We start from the raw sequence: 18,782 nt of genomic DNA on the forward strand, positions 1-18,782 counted from the left end.
CTCCACGCTGAAGGCATGAGAACAACAGGCAACACGATCTTCCTGACCGGCGGGACCTCGGGTATCGGTCTCGAACTCGCCCGCCGGTTCCGCGACCTCGGCAACACCGTGATCATCAGCGGCCGCCGCAAGGACCTGCTCGACAAGATCACCGCCGAGGACGGCATCGAGGGCATCGAACTCGATGTCGCGGACCCGGCGTCGATCACCGCGGCCTACGAGACCGTCACGACCGAGCACCCGAACCTGAACGTGCTGATCACCATGGCCGGCATCATGCAGGTCGAGGACCTCCGCGACCACGACCTGGCAACGGCCGAGCAGACGATCACCACCAACCTGCTGGGCACCATCCGCACGGTCACGGCCTTCACGCCGCACCTGCTTCAGCAACAGGACGCGGTGATCATGACGGTCTCATCAGGTCTGGCCTTCGTGCCGCTGGCGATGACCCCGACGTACAGCGCCACCAAGGCGGCCGTCCACAGCTACACGCAGAGCCTCCGCCACCAGCTGCCGCTCCAGGTAATCGAGCTGGTCCCGCCCGCCGTACAGACAGCCCTGCTCAACCAGGAGAACGACGAGCGCGCGATGCCGCTGGCCGAGTACGCCGACGAAACGATCCAGCTGCTCCAGGACCACCCGGACGCCGAGGAGATCCTCGTCAACCGCGTCCACTTCCTCCGCGACGCCGAGCGGGAGAACCGCCACGACCAGGTCTTCGCGGCCCTGAACTCAGTCGCCTAACGCCTGCTCGATCCGCTCGACCTTCGCGGTGAGCTGGCCGGTGTAGCCGGGGCGGATGTCGGCCTTCAGGACGAGGCTGACCCGAGGGGAGACGGCCGCGACCACGTCCACGGCCTGCTTCACGACCGCCATGACCTCGTCCCACTCGCCTTCGATGTTCGTGAACATCGCGTTGGTCTCGTTGGGAAGACCGGAGGCGCGAACGACGCGGACGGCCTCGGCCACCGCTTCGCTCACGCCTCCGGTCTCGTCACCTGCTGACGGGCTGATGCTGAATGCGACGATCATGCATCCAGGATGTCAGGCTCCTCCTGCGCGCGGCGCTCGGCTCCGGAGGTGGTGAGGAGCGCCTTCTCCTTGATGAAGAGGACGGCGATCAGGGCGAGCACCGCGAACGGCACCGACATCATGAACAGGTCCGCGGTCGCCGCGCCGTACGCGTTCTCGACGATCGTCCGGATCTCCGGCGGCAGCTCGGCGATGTTCGGCACCGCGCTGCCGGCGCCGGACGACGCGCCGCCCGGGTTCAGCGTCTCGGTGACCTTGTTCGCCAGGATCGCGCCGAGGACGCTGACGCCGATCGTGCCGCCCATGCTCCGGAAGAAGCTGACCGCGGACGTCGCCGCGCCCAGCTCCCGCGCCGGTACGTCGTTCTGCGCGGCGAGGACCAGGTTCTGCATCACCAGGCCGATGCCGACGCCGAGGACCAGCATGAAGCTCCACAGCATGTACTTCGAGGTGTGCGCGTCGATCGTGCCGAACAGCGCGAGCCCGATCGGCAGCAGCACACTGCCGACGACCAGGTAGATCTTCCAGCGGCCGTACTTCGTGATCAGCGCGCCGGCGATCGTGGACGCGACCATCATGCCGAGGATCAGCGGCAGGCTCATCAGACCGGCCTTGGTCGGCGTGTAGCCCTGGGCGATCTGGAAGTACTGCGCCAGGAACACCGAGCCGCCGAACATCGCGACGCCGACCAGCGCGCTGGCGACGATGGCCAGCGTCACCGTGCGGTTGCGGAACAGGTCCATCGGGATGATCGGCTCCGGGTGTCGGCGCTCGACCAGGACGGCCGCCACGAGCGCGACGAGCGCGACCGCGACCAGCCCGAAGCTCCACCCGGAGACCCAGTCGAACTTGTTGCCGGCGAACGAGGACCAGACCAGCAGCGTGCTCACGCCGCCCATGATCAGCACCGCGCCCCACCAGTCGATCTTTACGTCCCGGCGGACGGTCGGCAGCTTCAGCGTGCGCTGCAGCAGTACGATCGCGGCGAGCACGAACGGCACGCCGACCAGGAAGCAGGCCCGCCAGCCGAGCGGCGAGTCGACCAGGAAACCGCCGAGCAGCGGCCCGCCGACGGTCGCCGACGCGAAGATCGCGCCGAAGATGCCGGAGTACCGGCCGAGCTCGCGCGGCGGGATGATCGCTGCCATCACGATCTGCACCAGCGCGGTCAGACCGCCGGCGCCGAGGCCCTGGAGGACGCGGCTGCCGAGCAGCACCTCGATGTTCGGCGCGAAGCCGGCCACCAGGGAGCCGATCACGAAGAAGCCCAGCGACAGCTGGACGAGCAGCTTGTTGTTGTAGAGGTCGGCGAGCTTGCCCCACAACGGCACCGTGGCCGTCATCGTCAGCAGCTCGAGCGTGACGACCCAGGTGTACGACGACTGACTCGCCACCAGGTCGTGAATGATCCGCGGCAATGCGGTCGACACCACGGTGCCGGCCAGGATCGCCACGAACATGCCCATCATCAGGCCGGAGATGGCCTGGATGGTCTGCCGCGGCGTGAGTGTCGTTGCGGTGCTGACCTCAGCCACGGGTTCCGGTGTGGATGACGAGGTCGTCGTCATGAGTGACCTTTCTGGTGGTGATCCGGCCCGAAGTCGGGATCGGTGCCTCGGGCAAGTAGTTGGAAGCCTTCGTCGAGCAGGTCGCGGATCGGCCGGTCGGGTGCGGTCTTGTGCAGCTCCACCGCGACCCGGCAGGCGGTGCCGGCGGCGCTGACGATCAGCGCCGGCCGGATCGACCCGGGCGGTTCGCCCATCCGCTCGCGGAGCGCGGCGGTCAGCTGCCGCTCGTCGTCGATACTCGACAGCATCAGCTGGTACAGCAGGCTCGGGGAGCTCATGATCAGCTCGCCGCGGCGCGACAGTTGGCCGTCGCTCTCCAGGTCCCGCAGGACCTCGTGGACGATGAACCACATCGTGGTCAGCGGCGACTCGCCGGCCGGGGCCGTCCGCAGCCGCTCCAGCGCCGCCTCGAGGTGCTCGGGGTTGCGCGCGAGGATCGCGTGCTCCTTGTGCGGGAAGTAGTTGAAGAAGGTCCGCACCGAGACGTCGGCCGCCTCGGCGATCTCCTCGACCGTCACCTGGTCGGGCCCCTTCTCCAGCGCCAGCCGCAGCGCGGCCTCGGCCAGAGCCGACCGCGTCTGCTGCTTCTTGCGCTCCCGCAACCCACCTTCGACGTGCATCACGCCGTCCAGGCTACGGACAAACTTGCAGTCACTGCAAACAATTATTCCCTGCAACTTTGCAGCGGTGCAGATTACCCCGCTAGCGGCGCCGCGGAATCCACGCCGGGACGGTCCGGCAGTACTCCTCGTACCGGTGGCCGTACCGCGCCCGCAGCGCCGGCTCCTCGTACCACCGGACGAACGACGCCATCACGGCCCAGGCGAGGACGCCGTACGCCAGCACCCGCCAGTCGAGGAACACGAGTGCCTGCCCGAGGATCGCCGCGACCACGCCGACGTACATCGGGTTCCGCACGAACCGGTAGTCGCCGCCGACCACGAGCTCCTCGGTCGGCGCGACCGGGGCCGGCGTACCCCGCCCTTCGCGGACGAAGCGCACGAACGCCCGCAGGACGACGAACGCACCCGCGGCCACGATCACGAACCCCGGCCAGAACCGCGGCGCGGCCCAGCCGCTGACCCACCACGGCAACACTCCCGCGACGACACAGGGGGCGGCGAAGAAGAACACTGTGCTGCCGAGGATCGCTCTGACCATGGGAGTCCCTTAGAATGTATGCAGAGCCTCCGACACGGATTCCCGTGTGCGGAGGCTTTCGTGTATGACGACTCTTCTCTACAAAGCCGCGGGTGACATCCGCGGTGACGACATCCTGCCGCTCAACCAGCTACGGGTGCACTACCCCGACATCTATACGCGCGAGCTCGCGAAGTACGCCGCCCGGCCGGAGACCCTGAACAACCGGGTCTACCCGCTCGACTGCTGCTGGGCCGACGTCGTGTTCCTCTCCCCCGTCCACCCGGCCCCGATCTTCGCCGCGCTCCGGCAGTCCGGCCGGATCGGCCCGGTCACCGTCGACTACTGGACGCTCGACGCCACGCTGCTCGACCCCGCGAACACCTGCATCCTGCTGAAACGCCACGACCCCGAACTCCGCCCGCAACCACCCGAGGACTTCGTGCCGTACACCCCCGAGGCCGCGGCCGCCCTCTCGACACCGTCCGACCGGGCCCTCGACCGTCTCCGCAACCTCAACCCCACGGAGCCCCTCTACCCCTGGGCCGACATCCCCCACATCCTCCACCGCGGCCCGATCCCCCTGACCCGCTTCCGAACCTCAGACGGCAGCCCAGTCGAACGCTGACCTCGGTGGCGACCCGGGTACGGCGCGATCAGCCGAACCCCTGGCCTCCGAGGCCCGCGTCGCGGGCGCGGGCCAGGGCCTCGGCGCGGCCGGCGACGTGGAGTTTGGCGAAGATGTTGGAGACGTGGTTGCGGACCGTCTTGTCACTGACGACCAATTGGCGCGCGATCGCGGCGTTCGTCAGGCCTCGGGCGACCAGGTCGAGGATCTCACGCTCGCGATCCGTCAGCTCGGGGAACGGCGCGACTTCCGGCCCCGGCCGGCCGGCGGCGAAGTACGCCAGCACCCGACCGGCGATCGCCGACGAGAACACCGCCTCGCCGTGCGCCACCGCGTCCAGCGCCCGCCCGATCTGGGCCCGGTCTGCTCCCTTCAGCAGATATCCACGCGCACCGGCCCGGACGGCGGCGAAGACCGACTCGTCGTTCTCCAGCATCGTCAGCACGAGTACGGCGATGTCCGGATGCCGCTGCGTCACCTGCCGGGTCGCCTCCACGCCGTTCAGCACCGGCATGTGCAGATCCATCACCACGACGTCCGGTTCCAGCTCCTCGGCAAGCCGGACCGCCTGCTCACCGTCCGCCGCCTCACCGACCACGTCCTTTCCCGGCATGGTCGAGATCGCGGTGACAAGGCCCTCGCGATACAACGGGTGGTCGTCGACCACCAGCACTCGCACCGTCATACCGTCCCCTTCGGCAGCAGCGCGGTCACTGTTGTACCGAACGGGCCGGACTCGATCTGCAGCTGACCGCCGAGTTCCTCGGCCCGCTCGCGCATGGACGCCGTACCGACGCCCGCTCGCGGTCGATCGGGCAGCCCGCGACCGTCGTCGGCGACCTCGATCCGCACGCACTCGTCCGCGTCGCACACCCGGACGGCGACGGTCCCGGCACCAGCGTGCCGGACCGCGTTGCCGGTCGCCTCGCCGGCGATGTGGTACGCCGCGACCTCAACAGCGGCAGGCAGTCCCGGGATCTCGTCCGCGGTCACCCTCACCTTGGTCGTACCTGTGGACAACCGGTTCCCCAACGCGCGCACCGCGGCCGCCAGCCCGAGCTCGTCCAGCATCGGCGGCCGGAGCTCGTGCACCAACGCCCGGACGTCTGCGACCGCCGCGTTGAGCCGCGGCACCAGGCGATCGAGCAGCTGCCGGGCGGCTGCCGGATCGTCCGCCGCGAGGTCGCGCGCGGTCTCCAGGTGCAGAGCGAGAGCGGCGAGCGACGGCCCCACGCCGTCGTGGAGGTCGCGGCGGAGCCGTCGCCGTTCCTCCTCCCGCGCGACCACGACGGCCTCGCGTGCACGCTGCGCCTCGCGGGCCAGTAGGACGGTATGCGCCGCGACAGCGGCCTGCACGGCGAGTTCGTCGAGAGCGCGCAGCTCGTGCCGGTCGAACTCCGACGACCGCGCGACCGTGAGCTCACCGAGCGACTCACCGGCGTACATCAGCTCGACGGTCGTGCCCCCACTCGAGGAGTCGCCGTACGACGTCACCGAACCGTCCCGCAACTCGAGCGTGGCACGGGCTGCCCGCAGCGACCGCGCCACCCGCTCGACCACCGACGGCAGGACCCGTTCGGTCAGGTCGTCGGGTGTGGTGGCCGCCGCCAGTCGCCGGCCCAGTCGCGTGAGTACGGCGTAGGGCTCCTCGACATCGCCGTGCACCAGGCGATTGACGTGCCGCTGAAGCCAGGAATGCAGGGGCAATGCGGCCAACGCGACCACGGTTGTCGCGAGGATCGGCGTACCGGTCGTGGCGCCGAGTCCGTCGCCGACCAGCCACACGGTGCCGACGTACAGGGCGATCACGAGCGACGACAGACCGCCGTACACCAGGGCTCGCGAGATGACGACGTCCACCTCCCACAAGCCGTGGCGCAGCACCGCAATCCCGATCGCGATCGGCAGTGGGAGCATCGCGAGCGCCGCGACCGGACCGGTCGCGGCGGCCGGGAGCAACCTCGCGATCCCGAACAGGACGAGCGTGCAGGCATACCCGACAAGAACCCATTTGAGCTGCTGTCGCTCGAGATCCGCGGCCGCTCGCCATCTGACGACCAATGAGACGAGGCCGATCAGGACCGCGACGAGAAGCAGCAAGCCGGTGGTCGCACCGGCGATCGGACTGCCGACGGCCGCGACGGCAAGTGGGTTCGTCGCACCGCGGAGGGCCTCGGGGAAGTCCTGGGAGTCGTACGGTGTGAGCGCCCAGACGAGCGTGATCGCGGCAACTGCGGCGACGTTCACAAGGAGCGCGGACCGGGACCGCGCGTGGCCGTCCGGCAGCAGCAGCGGGAGCAGTACGGCGATCGCGACGTACCCGGGCGCCCAGAGCCAGGCACCCAGCCAGGTCGCCCAGTTGTCGCTGGTGAGCGCCCCGAGCTCGCTGCCGAGCAGTGCGAGACCTTGGGTGAGCGCAATCGCTCCCAGCACGAACTGGATCCGGCGGGCACCGGCAGAGCGCAGGAGCAGGGCCGCGAGCCCGTACGCGACCGCCGCCGCGAGCTCCATCAACCAGAACGACGGCCCCATCGCGCGGCCCGCGGCGGCGTTGACCGCGTGGACGCCGGCGCCGAACAGTCCGGCGAGAATCGCGAGTACTCCGGCAACTACCCCCATGAAGGCATCATCGCCGCCGAGGTGTCCCGGCGTCACGGGACAAGAAGTCCCGAGCCGGAACGTGATGCCCGCCCCTGCCCGCCGGGACGCCCCGGCCGGGACCGTGGAGCGCATCAACTGCTACCAAGGAGACACCGTGACAACCTCACCCGGCACCACCACCGGAATCACCACCGGAATCACCACCGGCCGCCGGCGGCGTCCCGCGACGGTCATCGCGTCGGTACTGGTCGCCCTGATCGCGGCGGTCGGCGGATACGGGGCGATCTACTTCACCGGCCTGGAGGGCTGGGACGGGATCGGGGTGAGCTTCGTGGTTGCGTACGAGTTCCTCAGCCTCATCGGCCTGCTGGCAGCCATCGCTCACCTCCGCGGTCACCGCCTCGGGCGCCCGGCCGTCATCCTCTACGCCACCTGGATCATCTACTTCACCCTCTACAAACTGATCGCCTTCCAGGAGCTCCAGGCCATCCCCTTCGGCGTCCTGGCGGCGATCGCTCTCGCCTGCGTGATCCGCCCGCCGGCCCGCTGACCCTCGTCCGGGGATCTACCCTCGTCGAGGGAGGGCGTTGTGTGGATTCGGTTGCTCGGGGGATTCGGCGTGGAGCGCGCGGGCGTGCCCCTGGACAGCGGGGGCTGGCGGTTGCGGAAGGCCCGCACGCTCGTGAAGATCCTGGCGCTCGCCCGCGAGCAGCGGTTGCACCGGGACGCACTGGTCGAGGCGCTGTGGCCGGATCGGCCCCCGGAGTCCGCGGTGAACAATCTGCACCAGGCACTGCACGTCGCTCGGCGGGTGCTTGCCGGTGAGGAGTCGAGCACCGGTTGGCTGGTGTTGCGGGACGACGTCGTCGCGCTGCGATCGGACGGACTGGTCGAGGTCGATGTGCGGACTTTCGAACGACTGGCGGCCGCGGGCCGAACCAGTGGCGACCTCGCCGAGCTTCGGGCGGCAGTTGCCGCCTACACCGGCGATCTGCTGCCCGAGGACCGGTTCGAGGACTGGGCCGCGCGGCCGCGGGAAGAACTGCGGGAGGCCTTCTGCGATCTGCTCGTCGACTTCGCGGACGCGGCCGCGGCGAGCGGTTCCGAGGTGGAGGCGCTCGATGCGCTGCAGCGCGCACTCGCCATCGATCCGCTGCACGAGCACGGCGTTCGAAGCCTGATGCGGCGGCATGCGGCCATGGGCCGGTTGTCGGAGGCGCTGGCGCGGTACGAACGGCTCCGCGGTGACCTGCGCACGACGTACGGCTCCGACCCTGATCCGGAGACGCAGCGGCTGTACCGCGATCTGCTTGCCGGGAGCACGGAGGAGCCTGTCACGACGCCCCGGCACAACCTCGCGCCGGGGTTGACGAGCTTCGTCGGCCGCGAGCGCGAGATCGCGGATGTCCATCGCCTGCTCGAGCGCGGCAGGCTGGTCACGCTCACCGGCGTCGGCGGCGCCGGCAAGACGCGGCTGGCGGAGGAGGCCGCGCGCAGACTGCTCGACTCGTACGCGGACGGGATCTGGATCGCGGACCTGGTACCGGTGGCGGATCCGCACCTAGTCGCTGACACCGTTGCGGCCGCACTGGGGCTGGATCCGGCGGCCGGCTCGGACTCCCTGCGGACCTTGCTCACCCGCCTCGCCCCTCGCAATCTGCTGCTGGTGCTCGACAACTGCGAACATCTGCTCGCCGCCTGCTCAGGACTCGCGGGCGCTCTGCTGCGCGGTTGCCCCGGAGTCAGCGTGCTGGCGACAAGCCGGGAACCTCTGCACGCCGAGGGCGAAGTGACCTTCCGGGTGCCCTCACTCGAACTGCCCGAGGCCGGCGACGCCGCGGACCTGGACCGGCTCGGGACGTTGCCTTCGGCGCGACTGTTCGTCGAGCGGGCCCAGGCCGTCCGTCCCGGCTTCGTCCTCGACGCGGACAACGCCACGGCCGTGGTGGAGATCTGCCGCTGCCTCGACGGAATCCCGCTCGCGCTCGAGCTGGCGGCTGCTCGTGCCTCGCACCTGGAGCCGGCGGAGATCGCGGAGCGCTTGAGTGACGCGCTGGCGCTGCTCGGCCGGCCGGGTGAGCTCACTCGGCACGCGACGTTGCGAGCCGCGCTCGAGTGGAGTCATGCCTTGCTGTCGATCGACGAGCAGGTACTGCTGCGCCGGCTCGCGGTCTTCGCCGGCAGCTTCGCGCTCCCTTCGGCGGAGCGAGTGTGCGCGGACGAGCGTCTTCCGGCCAAGGACGTGCTGGACTGCCTCGGCCGCCTGGTCGACAAGTCCCTGCTGCTGGTCGATCATGACGGTCCTCGCTCGCGCTATCGCCTCCTGGAAACCATTCAGCAGTTCGCCCGGGAGCGGCTCGTCGCCGCCCGGGAGGTCGAGCAACTGGAGACCGCACACTGCCGGCACTTCCTGGAACTGACCCTGAACCAGGACCCGGAACGCGCCGGCGTCGTCGTCGAACGTCCACAGCTGCTCGATGTCGATCACGACAACCTGCGTGCCGCGCTCGGATGGGCGCTCCGCAACGATCGCGAGCGGGCCTTGCTACTCGGCGTGAACCTGGCTCAGTACTGGCTGGCGCGGGGACACTTCGCCGAGGGAGCGGGCTGGCTCGAACGCATTCTCGCGGTGGCCGTCGAACCGTCCCGGGAACGGGCGCGGGCGATCTTCGCACTCGCGGTCCTCGACGCCCGGAGCGGTTTGAGCGACAGATTGCCGGGCCTCGGAGACCAAGCCGTTGCGGTCGCCGAACAGTCCGGCGATCCCGCTGACCTCGTGTACGCCGGGGTACTGCGCGGCACGCTGCTGCTGGGTAGCGGCGACCTCGACGAGATCGAACAGACCGCCGCGCAGGCGCTTGCACAGGCCGACGCCCTCGGATCCGCACCAGTCGCCGCCACCGCCCAAGGGCTGGCCGCGATGGTCGCGTTGTTCCGTGAGGACGTCGAACCCGCGCACCAGCGATTCGCCGAATGCCTGCGGCGACTGGAGCTGATCGATCCGACGGCTGCGCCCTTCTTCCCGGCGGTGACGCTGTGTCTGCCCCTCGCGCCGGTCGGCGGGTCGATGGTCCCGGTGTTCGAGGAGACGTTCCTGCTCGGCCGCCGGGTCGGTGCCGTGCGGGCCCGCGGCTACGCCCTGTCCGCGTACGCCGACGCGCATCGGCTGGCGGGCGACCTGGACGGCGCGCTCGACGCCGTACGACGCGCGGTCGACACGTTCGCCGGAATCGGCGACGGATCCGGGCTCGGCCATGCGCTCAACCACCAGGGCTGCATCGAACGCGACCGGGGACTGTTCGATCCGGCCGAGAAGCATCTTCGTGACGCGTTGCGGATTCGTGAGCAGCTCGGCGACCGGCGTGGCGAGAATCTGACGCTGGCCAACCTCGGACTGCTGGCCGCGGCGGCCGGTGACCCCGGAGCCGGACGACGTCTCGCGCGCATCGCCCTCGACCGCGGCGACGCGGTCGACGACCGGCCGGCGGCCGCGGGCGCGTTGCTGAACCTGGTCGTCGTCGAGCTCTTCGCCGGCGAACGTCGCGCCGCTCGAGTGCTGTCCGAACAGGCCGTCGAGGCCTTTCGGCCGCAGGGCTACTTGCGACTCGAGGCCTGGGGCCGGCTGGTCGCCGCCGAGCTGGCCGCGGGCGACGGTGACGCTCAGGCAGCCGACGCACACATCCGAGTGGCATCCGAGCTCTTCGGGAAGCTGGGTTGCCGTATCGGCGCCGCCCGCGTCGCGGCCCTGTTGCAGCACGGCTGAGGGGCTGTCGCTGATAGCGGGCTAAGTCACGCTAAGTCGTTGCGAAGGCGCTCTTCCTAGCGTCGTTTCCGTCCAGGAGAACCTGGACGGACAACTAGGAGTGGAAATGACAACAACGCAAGCGCGGCAGGACGCACTCGGGGAGGCCACGCTCGGTGAGTTCGCCGAGGGACTTCGTGGCGAGCTGATCCGGCCGACCGATCCGTCGTACGACGAGGCGCGGTCGATCTGGAACGCCGCGCACGACAAGTTGCCCGCGCTGATCGTGCGCTGCCGCGGCGTGGCCGACGTCATCCGGGCCGTGGAGTTCGCACGGAGCGAGGGCTTGGCACTGGCCGTGCGGGGCGGCGGGCACAGCATCCCCGGCTTCTCCACGACCGACGGCGGCCTGGTGATCGACCTGTCGCCGATGAACGCCGTGCGGATCGACCCGGACCGGCGCCGGATCGTTGCGCAGGGCGGGTGCGTGTGGGGAGATGTCGACGCGGAGGCGCAGGCCTTCGGGCTCGCGGTCACGGGCGGTCTGGTGTCGACGACAGGGGTCGCCGGCTTCACGCTGGGCGGTGGGATCGGCTGGCTGGTCCGCCGCGCCGGACTCGCGTGCGACAACCTCGTCGGGGCCGATGTCGTCACGGCGGACGGCCGGTACCTGCACACGAGTACGGACGAGAATCCGGAACTGCTCTGGGCGCTGCGGGGTGGCGGCGGCAACTTCGGAGTGGTCACCTCGTTCGAGTTCAAGGCCCACGAGGTCGGTCCGACGGTTCACGCCGGCCTGGTCTTCTACCCGGGCGACCAGGTGGCCGAGGTACTGCGCGGCTTCGGTGCGGCGGCGGGATCCGCACCGGACGAGTTGTCGCTGGCACTCAACCTGACCACCGCGCCACCGCTGCCGTTCCTGCCGGAGGAGGTGCACGGCAGGCCGATCGTCGCCGTACTCGGCATGTATTCGGGGCGCACCGAGGACGGGGACGCGGCGACCAGGCCCTTCCGTGAGCTGGCGCCGGTGGTGGCCGACCTGTTCGGACCGATGCCGTACACCGCGATGCAGACGCTGCTCGATCCGCTGTTCCCGCGCGGCATGCGGAACTACTTCCGCTCGGCGTTCTTCCACGATCTCGGGCCGACGACCGTCGACGCGCTCGTCACGGCGCACGCCCAGGTGCCGAACGGCGTCTCCGAGCTGCACATCCACCATCTCGGTGGCGCGATGGGCCGGGTTCCGGCCGACGCCACCGCGTTCGGCACGCGGGACCGCGAGTACATCCTCAACGTCGTCGCCAGGACGCCGGACGCGAACGGCTACGACGAGGCGGTCCGGTGGGCGCGCTCGTCCGCGGCAGCGCTCGGCCCGGACGCGGCGTCGTACGTGAACTTCACCGGCGAGACGAACGAGGAGATCGTCCGAGCGTCCTACCCGACGGCAACCTACGACCGGCTCGTCGCCGTGAAGAACACCTACGACCCCACGAACCTGTTCCACCTGAACCAGAACATCCCCCCGAGTGGCTAGCCAGGTGTGCGGAGGTCCCGCCGGGAGCTGACGCCGCGCTTGGCGAAGATGTTGCGCAGGTGGTACTCGACCGTCTTCGGCGTCACGTGCAGCCGGTCGGCGATCTCGCGGTTGGTGAGACTCCGATTGACCAGGTCGACGACCTCCTGCTCCCGCTCGGTCAGTCCGGTCGCGCCGCTCCCGGTCAGCCCGGTCAGCCCGGCAAGGTCGGTCGCCGCCCGGAGACGGTAGGGCGAGGCGCTCAGCACTGTGAAGCAGGCCTCGGCCGCCGTCAGCCAGTGGGTGGCCGAGGTGGTCTTTCCGAGTGAGAGCAACTGGAGGCCGTGGGTATGGAAGAGCCGGCCGTCGGCCAGTCGCGGGCGTGTCTCGACGAGGGTCGCCAGGTAGTCGTCTGTGCGTTCGACAGCCTCGAAAACCTTGCCCTCGGCCTCCAACTGGCGAGCGGACAGCCGGGCGACCGTGCTGCTCATGATGTCCATCCCCCGAGCTCTGGTCCGCAGACTCGACCGCCGATGCGCTGCGCGGCCTTTGCGGCCTGGCGTACCAGATCTTCGGCGATCTGCCAGTGGCCGCGGGCCGAGGGAACCAGCGAAGTAGCCAGGTAGCGCAGTACCTCGTTCATCAACGGCTCGTCGACAGCGGCGAGCAGCGAGGCGCCCCGCATGGTCTGCACGCTCTCGTCCCAGTCGCCGCACTGATACTGCACCGCGGCGAGATAGCAGGGGCGGCCGAACCCCGGACAGCATCGGTCAGCTGGCGCCTGGCCACCTCGGCAAGATCCGCGCGTGCCTCGTCGGCCAATCCCAGCTGGGCGTGCGCCACAGGCACCCCTCCCCGCAGATGTAGCCGTAGATCGCTCCGTCGGGCATCGTCACGGCGCTCACGTTCGAAACGGGCCTTCGGACCACCACTTCCGTTGTCGGTACTGGATGTTCTTCACGGTCCGCGATCGCGCCGTCACCCGCCCTGGGGTGTGTCCCTGGGGCTGTCCCCAGGTCTCTGACCGAGTGCGCTGCGGGGTCGCCAGTGACAGGCCGTCGCGCGCCGGCCGCGGGCGTACCGTGGTGGGGGTGGGTGGTCTTGGGGGTGGGGATTCGGGACCTGTTCGGGGGGAGCCACGGTGGCCGAGTGTGGCTGCCGTGGTGCTGGCGATGGCGTTGACGTTGGTTCGGCCTGCGGACTTGCGGCTGCTGCCGGCATGGGTGCTGCCGCTGGTCGAGATCGTGCTGCTGACGGTCCTGATCGTGAGGGATCCGGGGCGGATCGACAGACGCTCGTCGTTCTTGCGTGGAGCGTCGATCACGGTCGTGACGCTGCTGGTGCTGGACGCGCTGGTGGCGACCGTACGGCTGATCGCAGCGCTCATCCATGGCGGGTCGATGACCAACTCACCGACCAAGCTGCTCGCCGCCGGTGCCGTCGTGTGGTTGTCGAACCTGCTCTCGTTCGCGCTGCTGTACTGGGAACTCGACGCCGGCGGCGCCGCGAACCGCGCCCATCGGATGCCGCAGTACCTCGACCTCGCCTTCACGCAGCAGGTCAACCCGGAACTCGCCCGGCCGAACTGGCGCCCGGGCTTCGGCGACTACCTCTACCTGGCGCTGACCACCTCCATCGCCTTCAGCCCCACCGACGTTATGCCCCTCGCCCTGTGGGCCAAGCTGGCCATGGGCCTGCAGTCGATGATCGCGCTGGCCGTCGTGGGCCTCGTGGTGGCCCGAGCCGTCAACGTCTTCACCTGAGCGGCGGCAGGGCGGCCGAAGCTGAGATCTTGCGGATCTCGAGAACCGGCGTGATCTCGTTCACTTCCCTCGAGATGCATAGCATTGCTATGTATATTTGCAGGTGTGACAGCACGAGATCTGACCGGCCTCGGGGAAGACATGGTGGTGGCGTCGACGCGGCTGTCGCGGCTCGCCACCCGGAACGTGAACACGCTGCCGCACGCCGCGATGCGGGTGCTCGGGCGGCTCGACGAGCTCGGGCGGGCGCGGATCAGTGAGCTGGCCAAGGCCGACCGGTGTTCGCAGCCGACCATGTCCAACCTGGTGCAGCGGCTCGAGGACCAGGGGTGGGTGCGGCGCGCCCAGGACCCTGCCGATTCGCGCGCCAGCCTGATCAGCCTCACCGACGCCGGTCTCGCCGAGCTGCGCAGTGCGCGGCGGCAGGCCGGAGCCGCGCTGGCCGCACACCTGCGTCAACTCCCCGCCGACGACCTCACCACCCTGGAGGCCGCCGTCGCCATCGTCCACAAGCTCCTCACCCTCGAACCTTTGGAGGCCACGCCCCGGTGAGCACGTCGTCGTTCCTGAAGCAGCCCAAGTCCGTCTGGGCGGTCGCGTTCGCCTGCGTGATCGCGTTCATGGGCATCGGCCTGGTGGATCCGATCCTCAAGCCGATCGCCGAGCAGCTGCACGCGAGCCCGTCCCAGGTCTCGCTGCTGTTCACCAGCTACATGGCGGTCATCGGTGTCGCGATGCTGATCACCGGCGCGGTCTCCAGCCGGATCGGCGCCAAGCGCACCCTGCTCATCGGCCTGGCGATCATCGTCGTCTTCAGCGCACTGGCCGGTTTGTCGAACAGCATCGGCATGATCGTCGCGTTTCGCGCCGGGTGGGGTCTGGGCAACGCGTTGTTCATCGCGACCGCGCTCGCCACGATCGTGAACTCCGCCGCCGGATCGGTCGCCCAGGCGATCATCCTGTACGAGGCCGCGCTCGGCGTCGGCATCGCGGCCGGCCCGCTGGTCGGCGGCGAACTGGGCACGATCTCCTGGCGCGGCCCGTTCTTCGGCGTCGCGGTCCTGATGACGATCGCGCTCGCCGCGACCGCGTTCCTGCTGCCCGCATCGCCGCCGGAGGCACGGCGTACGTCGGTCGTCGAGCCGTTGAAGGCACTGCGGCACAGGTCGCTGGCGACCGTCGCGGTCACCGCGTTGCTGTACAACTTCGGGTTCTTCACCCTGCTCGCCTTCACCCCGTTCCCGCTGGCGATGTCGGCGCGGGAGATCGGGCTGATCTTCTTCGGCTGGGGTATCTGCCTGGCGTTCACGTCGGTGTTCGTCGCGCCGCGGCTGCAGCGCCGGTTCGGCACCCTTCCGGTGGCGATGACCGTGCTGCTGCTGTTCGGCGCCGATCTCGCGGTGATGGGCGTGTACGCGCACCACAAGCCGGTGCTCGCGGCCGGCGTCATCGTGGCGGGCCTGTTCCTGGGCATCAACAACACGCTGATCACCGAGGCCGTGATGGCCGCCGCCCCGGTCGAGCGCGGTACGGCGTCCGCGGCGTACTCCTTCGTCCGCTTCTCCGGCGGCGCCGTCGCTCCCTGGCTGGCCGGCAAGCTCGGCGAGGAGTTCAACATCCAACTCCCGTTCTACGTAGGCGCCGTCGCCGTCCTGCTCGCCGTCGCCGTTCTCGCGACCGGCTGGAAGCCCCTCGCCCACCTCCGCGTCCCCACCACCCATTCGGAGTCGGAAGCCGAAGCCCTCACCGCCGCCGACGCCTGACCCCCTCAACACGACCCCGCCGGAGTGCCCTTCCGGCGGGGTCGTCACGTCGAACCCGGATGCTTGGCGCCGCAGTGATGCCGTCGCCCGCTACCCGATGGCTGCCCGAGCGTCGCCAGAACATACCAAACCGTATGGTATGGTTCTCGGGTGTTGAGTCGTACCGAGTGGTTGGATGCCGGGCTCGAGTTGCTGGCTGGTGAGGGGGCGCCGGCCGTGACCATCGAGCGGTTGACCAGGGCGCTCGGGGTGACGAAGGGGTCGTACTACCACCACTTCAAAGGGGCCGCCGGATACAAGGCGGCCTTGCTGGAGTACTTCGAGGCGCGGTACACGACGCGGCTGATCGACACGGTCGAAGGCGCCGGCGACAACACGGCGGACGTGAAGCTGCAGCACCTGTTGCGGCTGGTGCTTGCGGATCCGGACAGCGCCGGGCTGGAGATCGCGGTGCGGGCGTGGGCGCTGCAGGATCCGGACGTGCGGGCCGCGCAGGAGCGGGTGGATTCGGCGCGTACGGCGTACCTGAAGAAGCTGTGCCGCGGCCTGAAGACCGAGGTGGATCCGGACCGGTTCGCGCAGCTGCTGTACCTGATCCTGATCGGCGCCGAGCAGGTGCTGCCGCCGATCCACAAGCCGGACGTGCGGGAGATCTACGACCTGGTCCTCCGCCTCATCGACTAGAGGAGTGCACATGCCGACCACCCTGCACGAGCTCGACGACCTGGTGCCGGTCGTGGACGAGATCGACGTGAAGACGGCGCGCGGCGACGTCACGCTGCGGGAGTTCGTCGCGGGTGCGCTGGGGCACAGTCCGTTGTGGATCAAGGGGTTGTTCGCCGTCCGGATGGCCGTCGCGGCAGCGCTTCGCCTCGAGACGACCGGGATCCCGGACACGCGGCAGCTGCGGCCCGAGACCGTGAGCTTCACGCCGGGCGAGAAGGACGCGTTCTTCACCGTCGTGCGCGGCGAGGAAGACCACCACCTGCTGCTGAAGGTCACCGACAACCACCTGATCGGGTATCTCGCGTTCATCACCGACAACGAGCGGCCGGCGACGATCAAGGTCGTCACCCTGGTGCAGTTCCTGCGGCCCGCCGGGCGGTTCTACTACAACCTGATCCGGCCGTTCCACCACGTCGTCCTGCTCAGTATGTGCCGAGCCGGCGCGACGTGGCGCGATAGGCAGTGAGTGCCGCGGCCACCCCGACGACCACCAATGCCGAGGCGAAGATCAGTCCGAGCAACCGCCACGGGATCGCCAACGCTGCCAGGCCGTAAGGCCCCGCCGCGATCCCGGCCAGCGCCGCCGCGGCGACCAACGATCCCAGCAGTACGCCGACCACGACCACCGTCCCCGACTCCACCAGGGCGACCGTCACGACCTGCCCTCGTGTCAGCCCGGCCAGCCGCGACAGTCTGAACTCCTGGCGCCGGTCGGCGGTCGACATCACCACCGCGTTGACGACCGCGACCGCAGTGAAGATCCCGGCCAGCCCCATGAGCGCGGCGAACAGGCCGGAGTTGCTCCGCTGCTGCGCTTCACCCCGCGCCTGCGCCCACTGCTCGACCGTCTGACCGTCCAGCGTGGCCCCGGGCGCGAGCTTCACCAGGGTCTCGGTCCTGCCGCCGGCCGGCAGCAAACTCCTCGGAATGAAGAAGTTCTCGCTCACGTCGAGCGTCTCCGGCATGATCGCGACCACCTTGACCGCGACCGATCTGTTGCCCAGCGCAACCTTGAGCGTCGATCCCAGCTGGTAGCCCTCGGCTGCCATGCCTGGTCCGATCGCGATCGTCGGCCCGGTCAGCCGGTCCAGCGATCCCTTGCGCGGCCGCAGCCTGTGCGTCTGCTGGTAGGCCGCCGGATCGATCCCGATCGCCTCGGAGTACACCGTTTTCCGAAAACGTGTGACGGCGATCGGTACGGCGGTCTGCACCGAGGCGGCCGTGATCCCCGGTCCCGGCGGCACCGCGTGATCCGCGACGACATCGGCTGTGATCAACCGTTGCTGCTCGACCCCGACCGCCTTCGCCAGCGACCCGAACGTTCCCCACAGCCCGACGACCAGCCCGACGAGCACGATCAGCGGCGCCGCGGTCGCCGCGCTCCGCCGTACGGCGTGCAGCACACCGGCCCGCGCGAGATCGGCGATCACGTTGCCGCGGACAACCATCGCGGGCAACCGGCCGACCAGCGGGACCACGACCGGGCTCAGCTGGCTCAGCGCCACGGCTCCGCTGATCATCACCACCAGCCCGATCATCAACCCGGCGACGAGGTCCCGCGCGGCCTGCGCCGCGATCACCAGCAACACCGTGCCGGATGCGGCCGTCAACCCCCAGAACCATCGCCACCGCGTCATCACCCGCCGCGCGGCCTGTCCCTCGACGACCACCTCGAGCGCGTTGACCCGCGACGCCCGCCAGGCCGCGGCGAGTACGCCCGCCAGCGCGGTGCCGACGCCGACGATCATCGCCGCCCACATCGCGCCCTGATCCCACGGCGCCACGAACCACTGCGGCAACATCCCCAGCCGGACGAGCAACCACGACTGCGCCCAGGTCGCCAACACACCAACCGGCACCCCGGCGAGGCTGCCGACGACCCCGAGCAGGCCGGCCTCGGTCACGACCATGAGACAGAGGTATCCGCGCTGCGCCCCGACCAGCCGCAACAACCCGAACTCGCGCCGCCGTTGCACGGTCATGAACCCGAACGTCGTGCTCACGATGAAAACGCTCAGGAAAACGGCCAGCATCACCGACATTCCGAGCAGCGTCGCGGCCCCGACGTACCCTTCGCGGACCTTCGCCCGCTCGAACGCCGACAACCCCGCGGGCAGCACCGGCCGATCCGTCGCCGCCAGCAGTTGCAGCCCGGACAGCACCAAGCCGACCCCGAGCGCGACAGCCACCACCGCACCGGCGAACAGCTGCCACCTGGTCCGCAACGCCCCGACAGACAACCTCAGCATGCGCCCAGCCAACCGCCCCGGACGCCGTCGCGCCCGGGCTCCAGCACCCGGCCT

19 protein-coding genes are annotated in these 18,782 nt (G+C 69.7%); 10 read left to right on the plus strand and 9 right to left on the minus strand.

All coding sequences use genetic code 11. The annotated features are described in order from the left end of the window. Positions 1-15 precede the first annotated feature (15 nt). Entirely contained in the window at positions 16-747 is a 732-nt protein-coding gene (locus ABZX12_RS19385; RefSeq protein ID WP_355694835.1) for an SDR family oxidoreductase, read from the plus strand. On the opposite strand, the gene ABZX12_RS19390 is transcribed toward ABZX12_RS19385, so the two are convergent. From ABZX12_RS19390 to ABZX12_RS19405, 4 genes are all read right to left on the minus strand, one after another. Next, on the minus strand, positions 736-1,035 hold the full coding sequence (locus ABZX12_RS19390) for a thiamine-binding protein (protein WP_355694836.1): 300 nt from the start codon (positions 1,033-1,035) through the stop codon (positions 736-738). The two genes, ABZX12_RS19385 and ABZX12_RS19390, sit on opposite strands and share 12 nt — an antisense overlap. Further along, entirely contained in the window at positions 1,032-2,570 is a 1,539-nt protein-coding gene (locus ABZX12_RS19395; RefSeq protein WP_355694837.1) for an MDR family MFS transporter, read from the minus strand. The genes ABZX12_RS19390 and ABZX12_RS19395 overlap by 4 nt, the downstream gene beginning before the upstream one ends. Positions 2,571-2,599: 29 nt before the next feature. Then, positions 2,600-3,223: a TetR family transcriptional regulator gene (locus tag ABZX12_RS19400; RefSeq protein WP_355695446.1), complete on the minus strand. Its 624-nt coding sequence runs from the start codon at positions 3,221-3,223 to the stop codon at positions 2,600-2,602. An 82-nt stretch (positions 3,224-3,305) separates the two neighbouring features. Continuing rightward, positions 3,306-3,764 (minus strand): isoprenylcysteine carboxylmethyltransferase family protein, encoded by a 459-nt coding sequence (locus tag ABZX12_RS19405; protein ID WP_355694838.1) that lies wholly within the window; start codon positions 3,762-3,764, stop codon positions 3,306-3,308. 64 nt (positions 3,765-3,828) lie between these two features. Here ABZX12_RS19405 and ABZX12_RS19410 point away from each other — a divergent pair, with 64 nt between their 5' ends. After that, complete coding sequence (locus ABZX12_RS19410; protein ID WP_355694840.1) at positions 3,829-4,371, plus strand: hypothetical protein; 543 nt, start codon at positions 3,829-3,831, stop codon at positions 4,369-4,371. A 28-nt stretch (positions 4,372-4,399) separates the two neighbouring features. Here ABZX12_RS19410 and ABZX12_RS19415 read toward each other — a convergent pair whose 3' ends face one another. Together ABZX12_RS19415 and ABZX12_RS19420 are read right to left on the minus strand one after the other, a co-directional pair. Next, complete coding sequence (locus ABZX12_RS19415; RefSeq protein WP_355694842.1) at positions 4,400-5,056, minus strand: response regulator transcription factor; 657 nt, start codon at positions 5,054-5,056, stop codon at positions 4,400-4,402. Then, on the minus strand, positions 5,053-6,990 hold the full coding sequence (locus ABZX12_RS19420; protein WP_355694843.1) for a histidine kinase: 1,938 nt from the start codon (positions 6,988-6,990) through the stop codon (positions 5,053-5,055). Before ABZX12_RS19420 ends, ABZX12_RS19415 begins: the two co-directional genes overlap by 4 nt. Before the next feature lie 136 nt (positions 6,991-7,126). Between ABZX12_RS19420 and ABZX12_RS19425 the strand changes: the two genes are divergently transcribed. The 3 genes from ABZX12_RS19425 to ABZX12_RS19435 all read left to right on the plus strand — a co-directional run bounded on the left by ABZX12_RS19425 (position 7,127) and on the right by ABZX12_RS19435 (position 12,248). After that, positions 7,127-7,522: a hypothetical protein gene (locus ABZX12_RS19425; RefSeq protein ID WP_355694845.1), complete on the plus strand. Its 396-nt coding sequence runs from the start codon at positions 7,127-7,129 to the stop codon at positions 7,520-7,522. Between the two features lie 39 nt (positions 7,523-7,561). Then, a complete protein-coding gene (locus ABZX12_RS19430) occupies positions 7,562-10,735 on the plus strand; it encodes a BTAD domain-containing putative transcriptional regulator (RefSeq protein ID WP_355694847.1) in 3,174 nt (1,057 codons plus the stop codon). A 106-nt stretch (positions 10,736-10,841) separates the two neighbouring features. Beyond that, positions 10,842-12,248 carry an FAD-binding oxidoreductase gene (locus ABZX12_RS19435; RefSeq protein WP_355694849.1) on the plus strand — a complete coding sequence of 469 codons (1,407 nt, stop codon included), beginning with the start codon at positions 10,842-10,844 and terminating at the stop codon, positions 12,246-12,248. On the opposite strand, the gene ABZX12_RS19440 is transcribed toward ABZX12_RS19435, so the two are convergent. Further along, complete coding sequence (locus ABZX12_RS19440) at positions 12,245-12,718, minus strand: helix-turn-helix transcriptional regulator (RefSeq protein ID WP_355694850.1); 474 nt, start codon at positions 12,716-12,718, stop codon at positions 12,245-12,247. The two genes, ABZX12_RS19435 and ABZX12_RS19440, sit on opposite strands and share 4 nt — an antisense overlap. Next, positions 12,715-12,954: a hypothetical protein gene (locus ABZX12_RS19445; RefSeq protein ID WP_355694852.1), complete on the minus strand. Its 240-nt coding sequence runs from the start codon at positions 12,952-12,954 to the stop codon at positions 12,715-12,717. The genes ABZX12_RS19440 and ABZX12_RS19445 overlap by 4 nt, the downstream gene beginning before the upstream one ends. 424 nt (positions 12,955-13,378) lie before the next feature. Between ABZX12_RS19445 and ABZX12_RS19450 the strand changes: the two genes are divergently transcribed. From ABZX12_RS19450 to ABZX12_RS19470, 5 genes are all read left to right on the plus strand, one after another. Next, on the plus strand, positions 13,379-13,990 hold the full coding sequence (locus ABZX12_RS19450) for a hypothetical protein (protein ID WP_355694854.1): 612 nt from the start codon (positions 13,379-13,381) through the stop codon (positions 13,988-13,990). A 105-nt stretch (positions 13,991-14,095) separates the two neighbouring features. Next, positions 14,096-14,542 (plus strand): MarR family transcriptional regulator, encoded by a 447-nt coding sequence (locus tag ABZX12_RS19455; protein WP_355694855.1) that lies wholly within the window; start codon positions 14,096-14,098, stop codon positions 14,540-14,542. Next, a complete protein-coding gene (locus ABZX12_RS19460; protein ID WP_355694857.1) occupies positions 14,539-15,753 on the plus strand; it encodes an MFS transporter in 1,215 nt (404 codons plus the stop codon). The genes ABZX12_RS19455 and ABZX12_RS19460 overlap by 4 nt, the downstream gene beginning before the upstream one ends. A 150-nt stretch (positions 15,754-15,903) precedes the next feature. Continuing rightward, positions 15,904-16,437 carry a TetR/AcrR family transcriptional regulator gene (locus tag ABZX12_RS19465; RefSeq protein ID WP_355694859.1) on the plus strand — a complete coding sequence of 178 codons (534 nt, stop codon included), beginning with the start codon at positions 15,904-15,906 and terminating at the stop codon, positions 16,435-16,437. Between the two features lie 10 nt (positions 16,438-16,447). Continuing rightward, positions 16,448-16,945, plus strand: coding sequence for a DUF2867 domain-containing protein (locus tag ABZX12_RS19470; protein WP_355694860.1), 498 nt, complete (start codon positions 16,448-16,450; stop codon positions 16,943-16,945). On the opposite strand, the gene ABZX12_RS19475 is transcribed toward ABZX12_RS19470, so the two are convergent. Further along, positions 16,902-18,728, minus strand: coding sequence for an ABC transporter permease (locus ABZX12_RS19475; protein WP_355694861.1), 1,827 nt, complete (start codon positions 18,726-18,728; stop codon positions 16,902-16,904). The two genes, ABZX12_RS19470 and ABZX12_RS19475, sit on opposite strands and share 44 nt — an antisense overlap. Between the last annotated feature and the right edge of the window lie 54 nt (positions 18,729-18,782).

The organism is Kribbella sp. NPDC003505, assembly GCF_040610875.1.
In the GTDB taxonomy this organism is placed as follows: Bacteria; Actinomycetota; Actinomycetes; order Propionibacteriales; family Kribbellaceae; genus Kribbella.

Coding starts and splice junctions, on each gene's coding strand:
- ABZX12_RS19410 (WP_355694840.1), top strand. CDS start 3,829: ATGACGACTCTTCTCTACAAAGCCGCGGGTGACATCCGCGGTGACGAC.
- ABZX12_RS19390 (WP_355694836.1), bottom strand. CDS start 1,035: ATGATCGTCGCATTCAGCATCAGCCCGTCAGCAGGTGACGAGACCGGA.
- ABZX12_RS19440 (WP_355694850.1), bottom strand. CDS start 12,718: ATGAGCAGCACGGTCGCCCGGCTGTCCGCTCGCCAGTTGGAGGCCGAG.
- ABZX12_RS19435 (WP_355694849.1), top strand. CDS start 10,842: ATGACAACAACGCAAGCGCGGCAGGACGCACTCGGGGAGGCCACGCTC.
- ABZX12_RS19385 (WP_355694835.1), top strand. CDS start 16: ATGAGAACAACAGGCAACACGATCTTCCTGACCGGCGGGACCTCGGGT.
- ABZX12_RS19420 (WP_355694843.1), bottom strand. CDS start 6,990: ATGGGGGTAGTTGCCGGAGTACTCGCGATTCTCGCCGGACTGTTCGGC.
- ABZX12_RS19400 (WP_355695446.1), bottom strand. CDS start 3,223: ATGCACGTCGAAGGTGGGTTGCGGGAGCGCAAGAAGCAGCAGACGCGG.
- ABZX12_RS19470 (WP_355694860.1), top strand. CDS start 16,448: ATGCCGACCACCCTGCACGAGCTCGACGACCTGGTGCCGGTCGTGGAC.
- ABZX12_RS19405 (WP_355694838.1), bottom strand. CDS start 3,764: ATGGTCAGAGCGATCCTCGGCAGCACAGTGTTCTTCTTCGCCGCCCCC.
- ABZX12_RS19415 (WP_355694842.1), bottom strand. CDS start 5,056: ATGACGGTGCGAGTGCTGGTGGTCGACGACCACCCGTTGTATCGCGAG.
- ABZX12_RS19475 (WP_355694861.1), bottom strand. CDS start 18,728: ATGCTGAGGTTGTCTGTCGGGGCGTTGCGGACCAGGTGGCAGCTGTTC.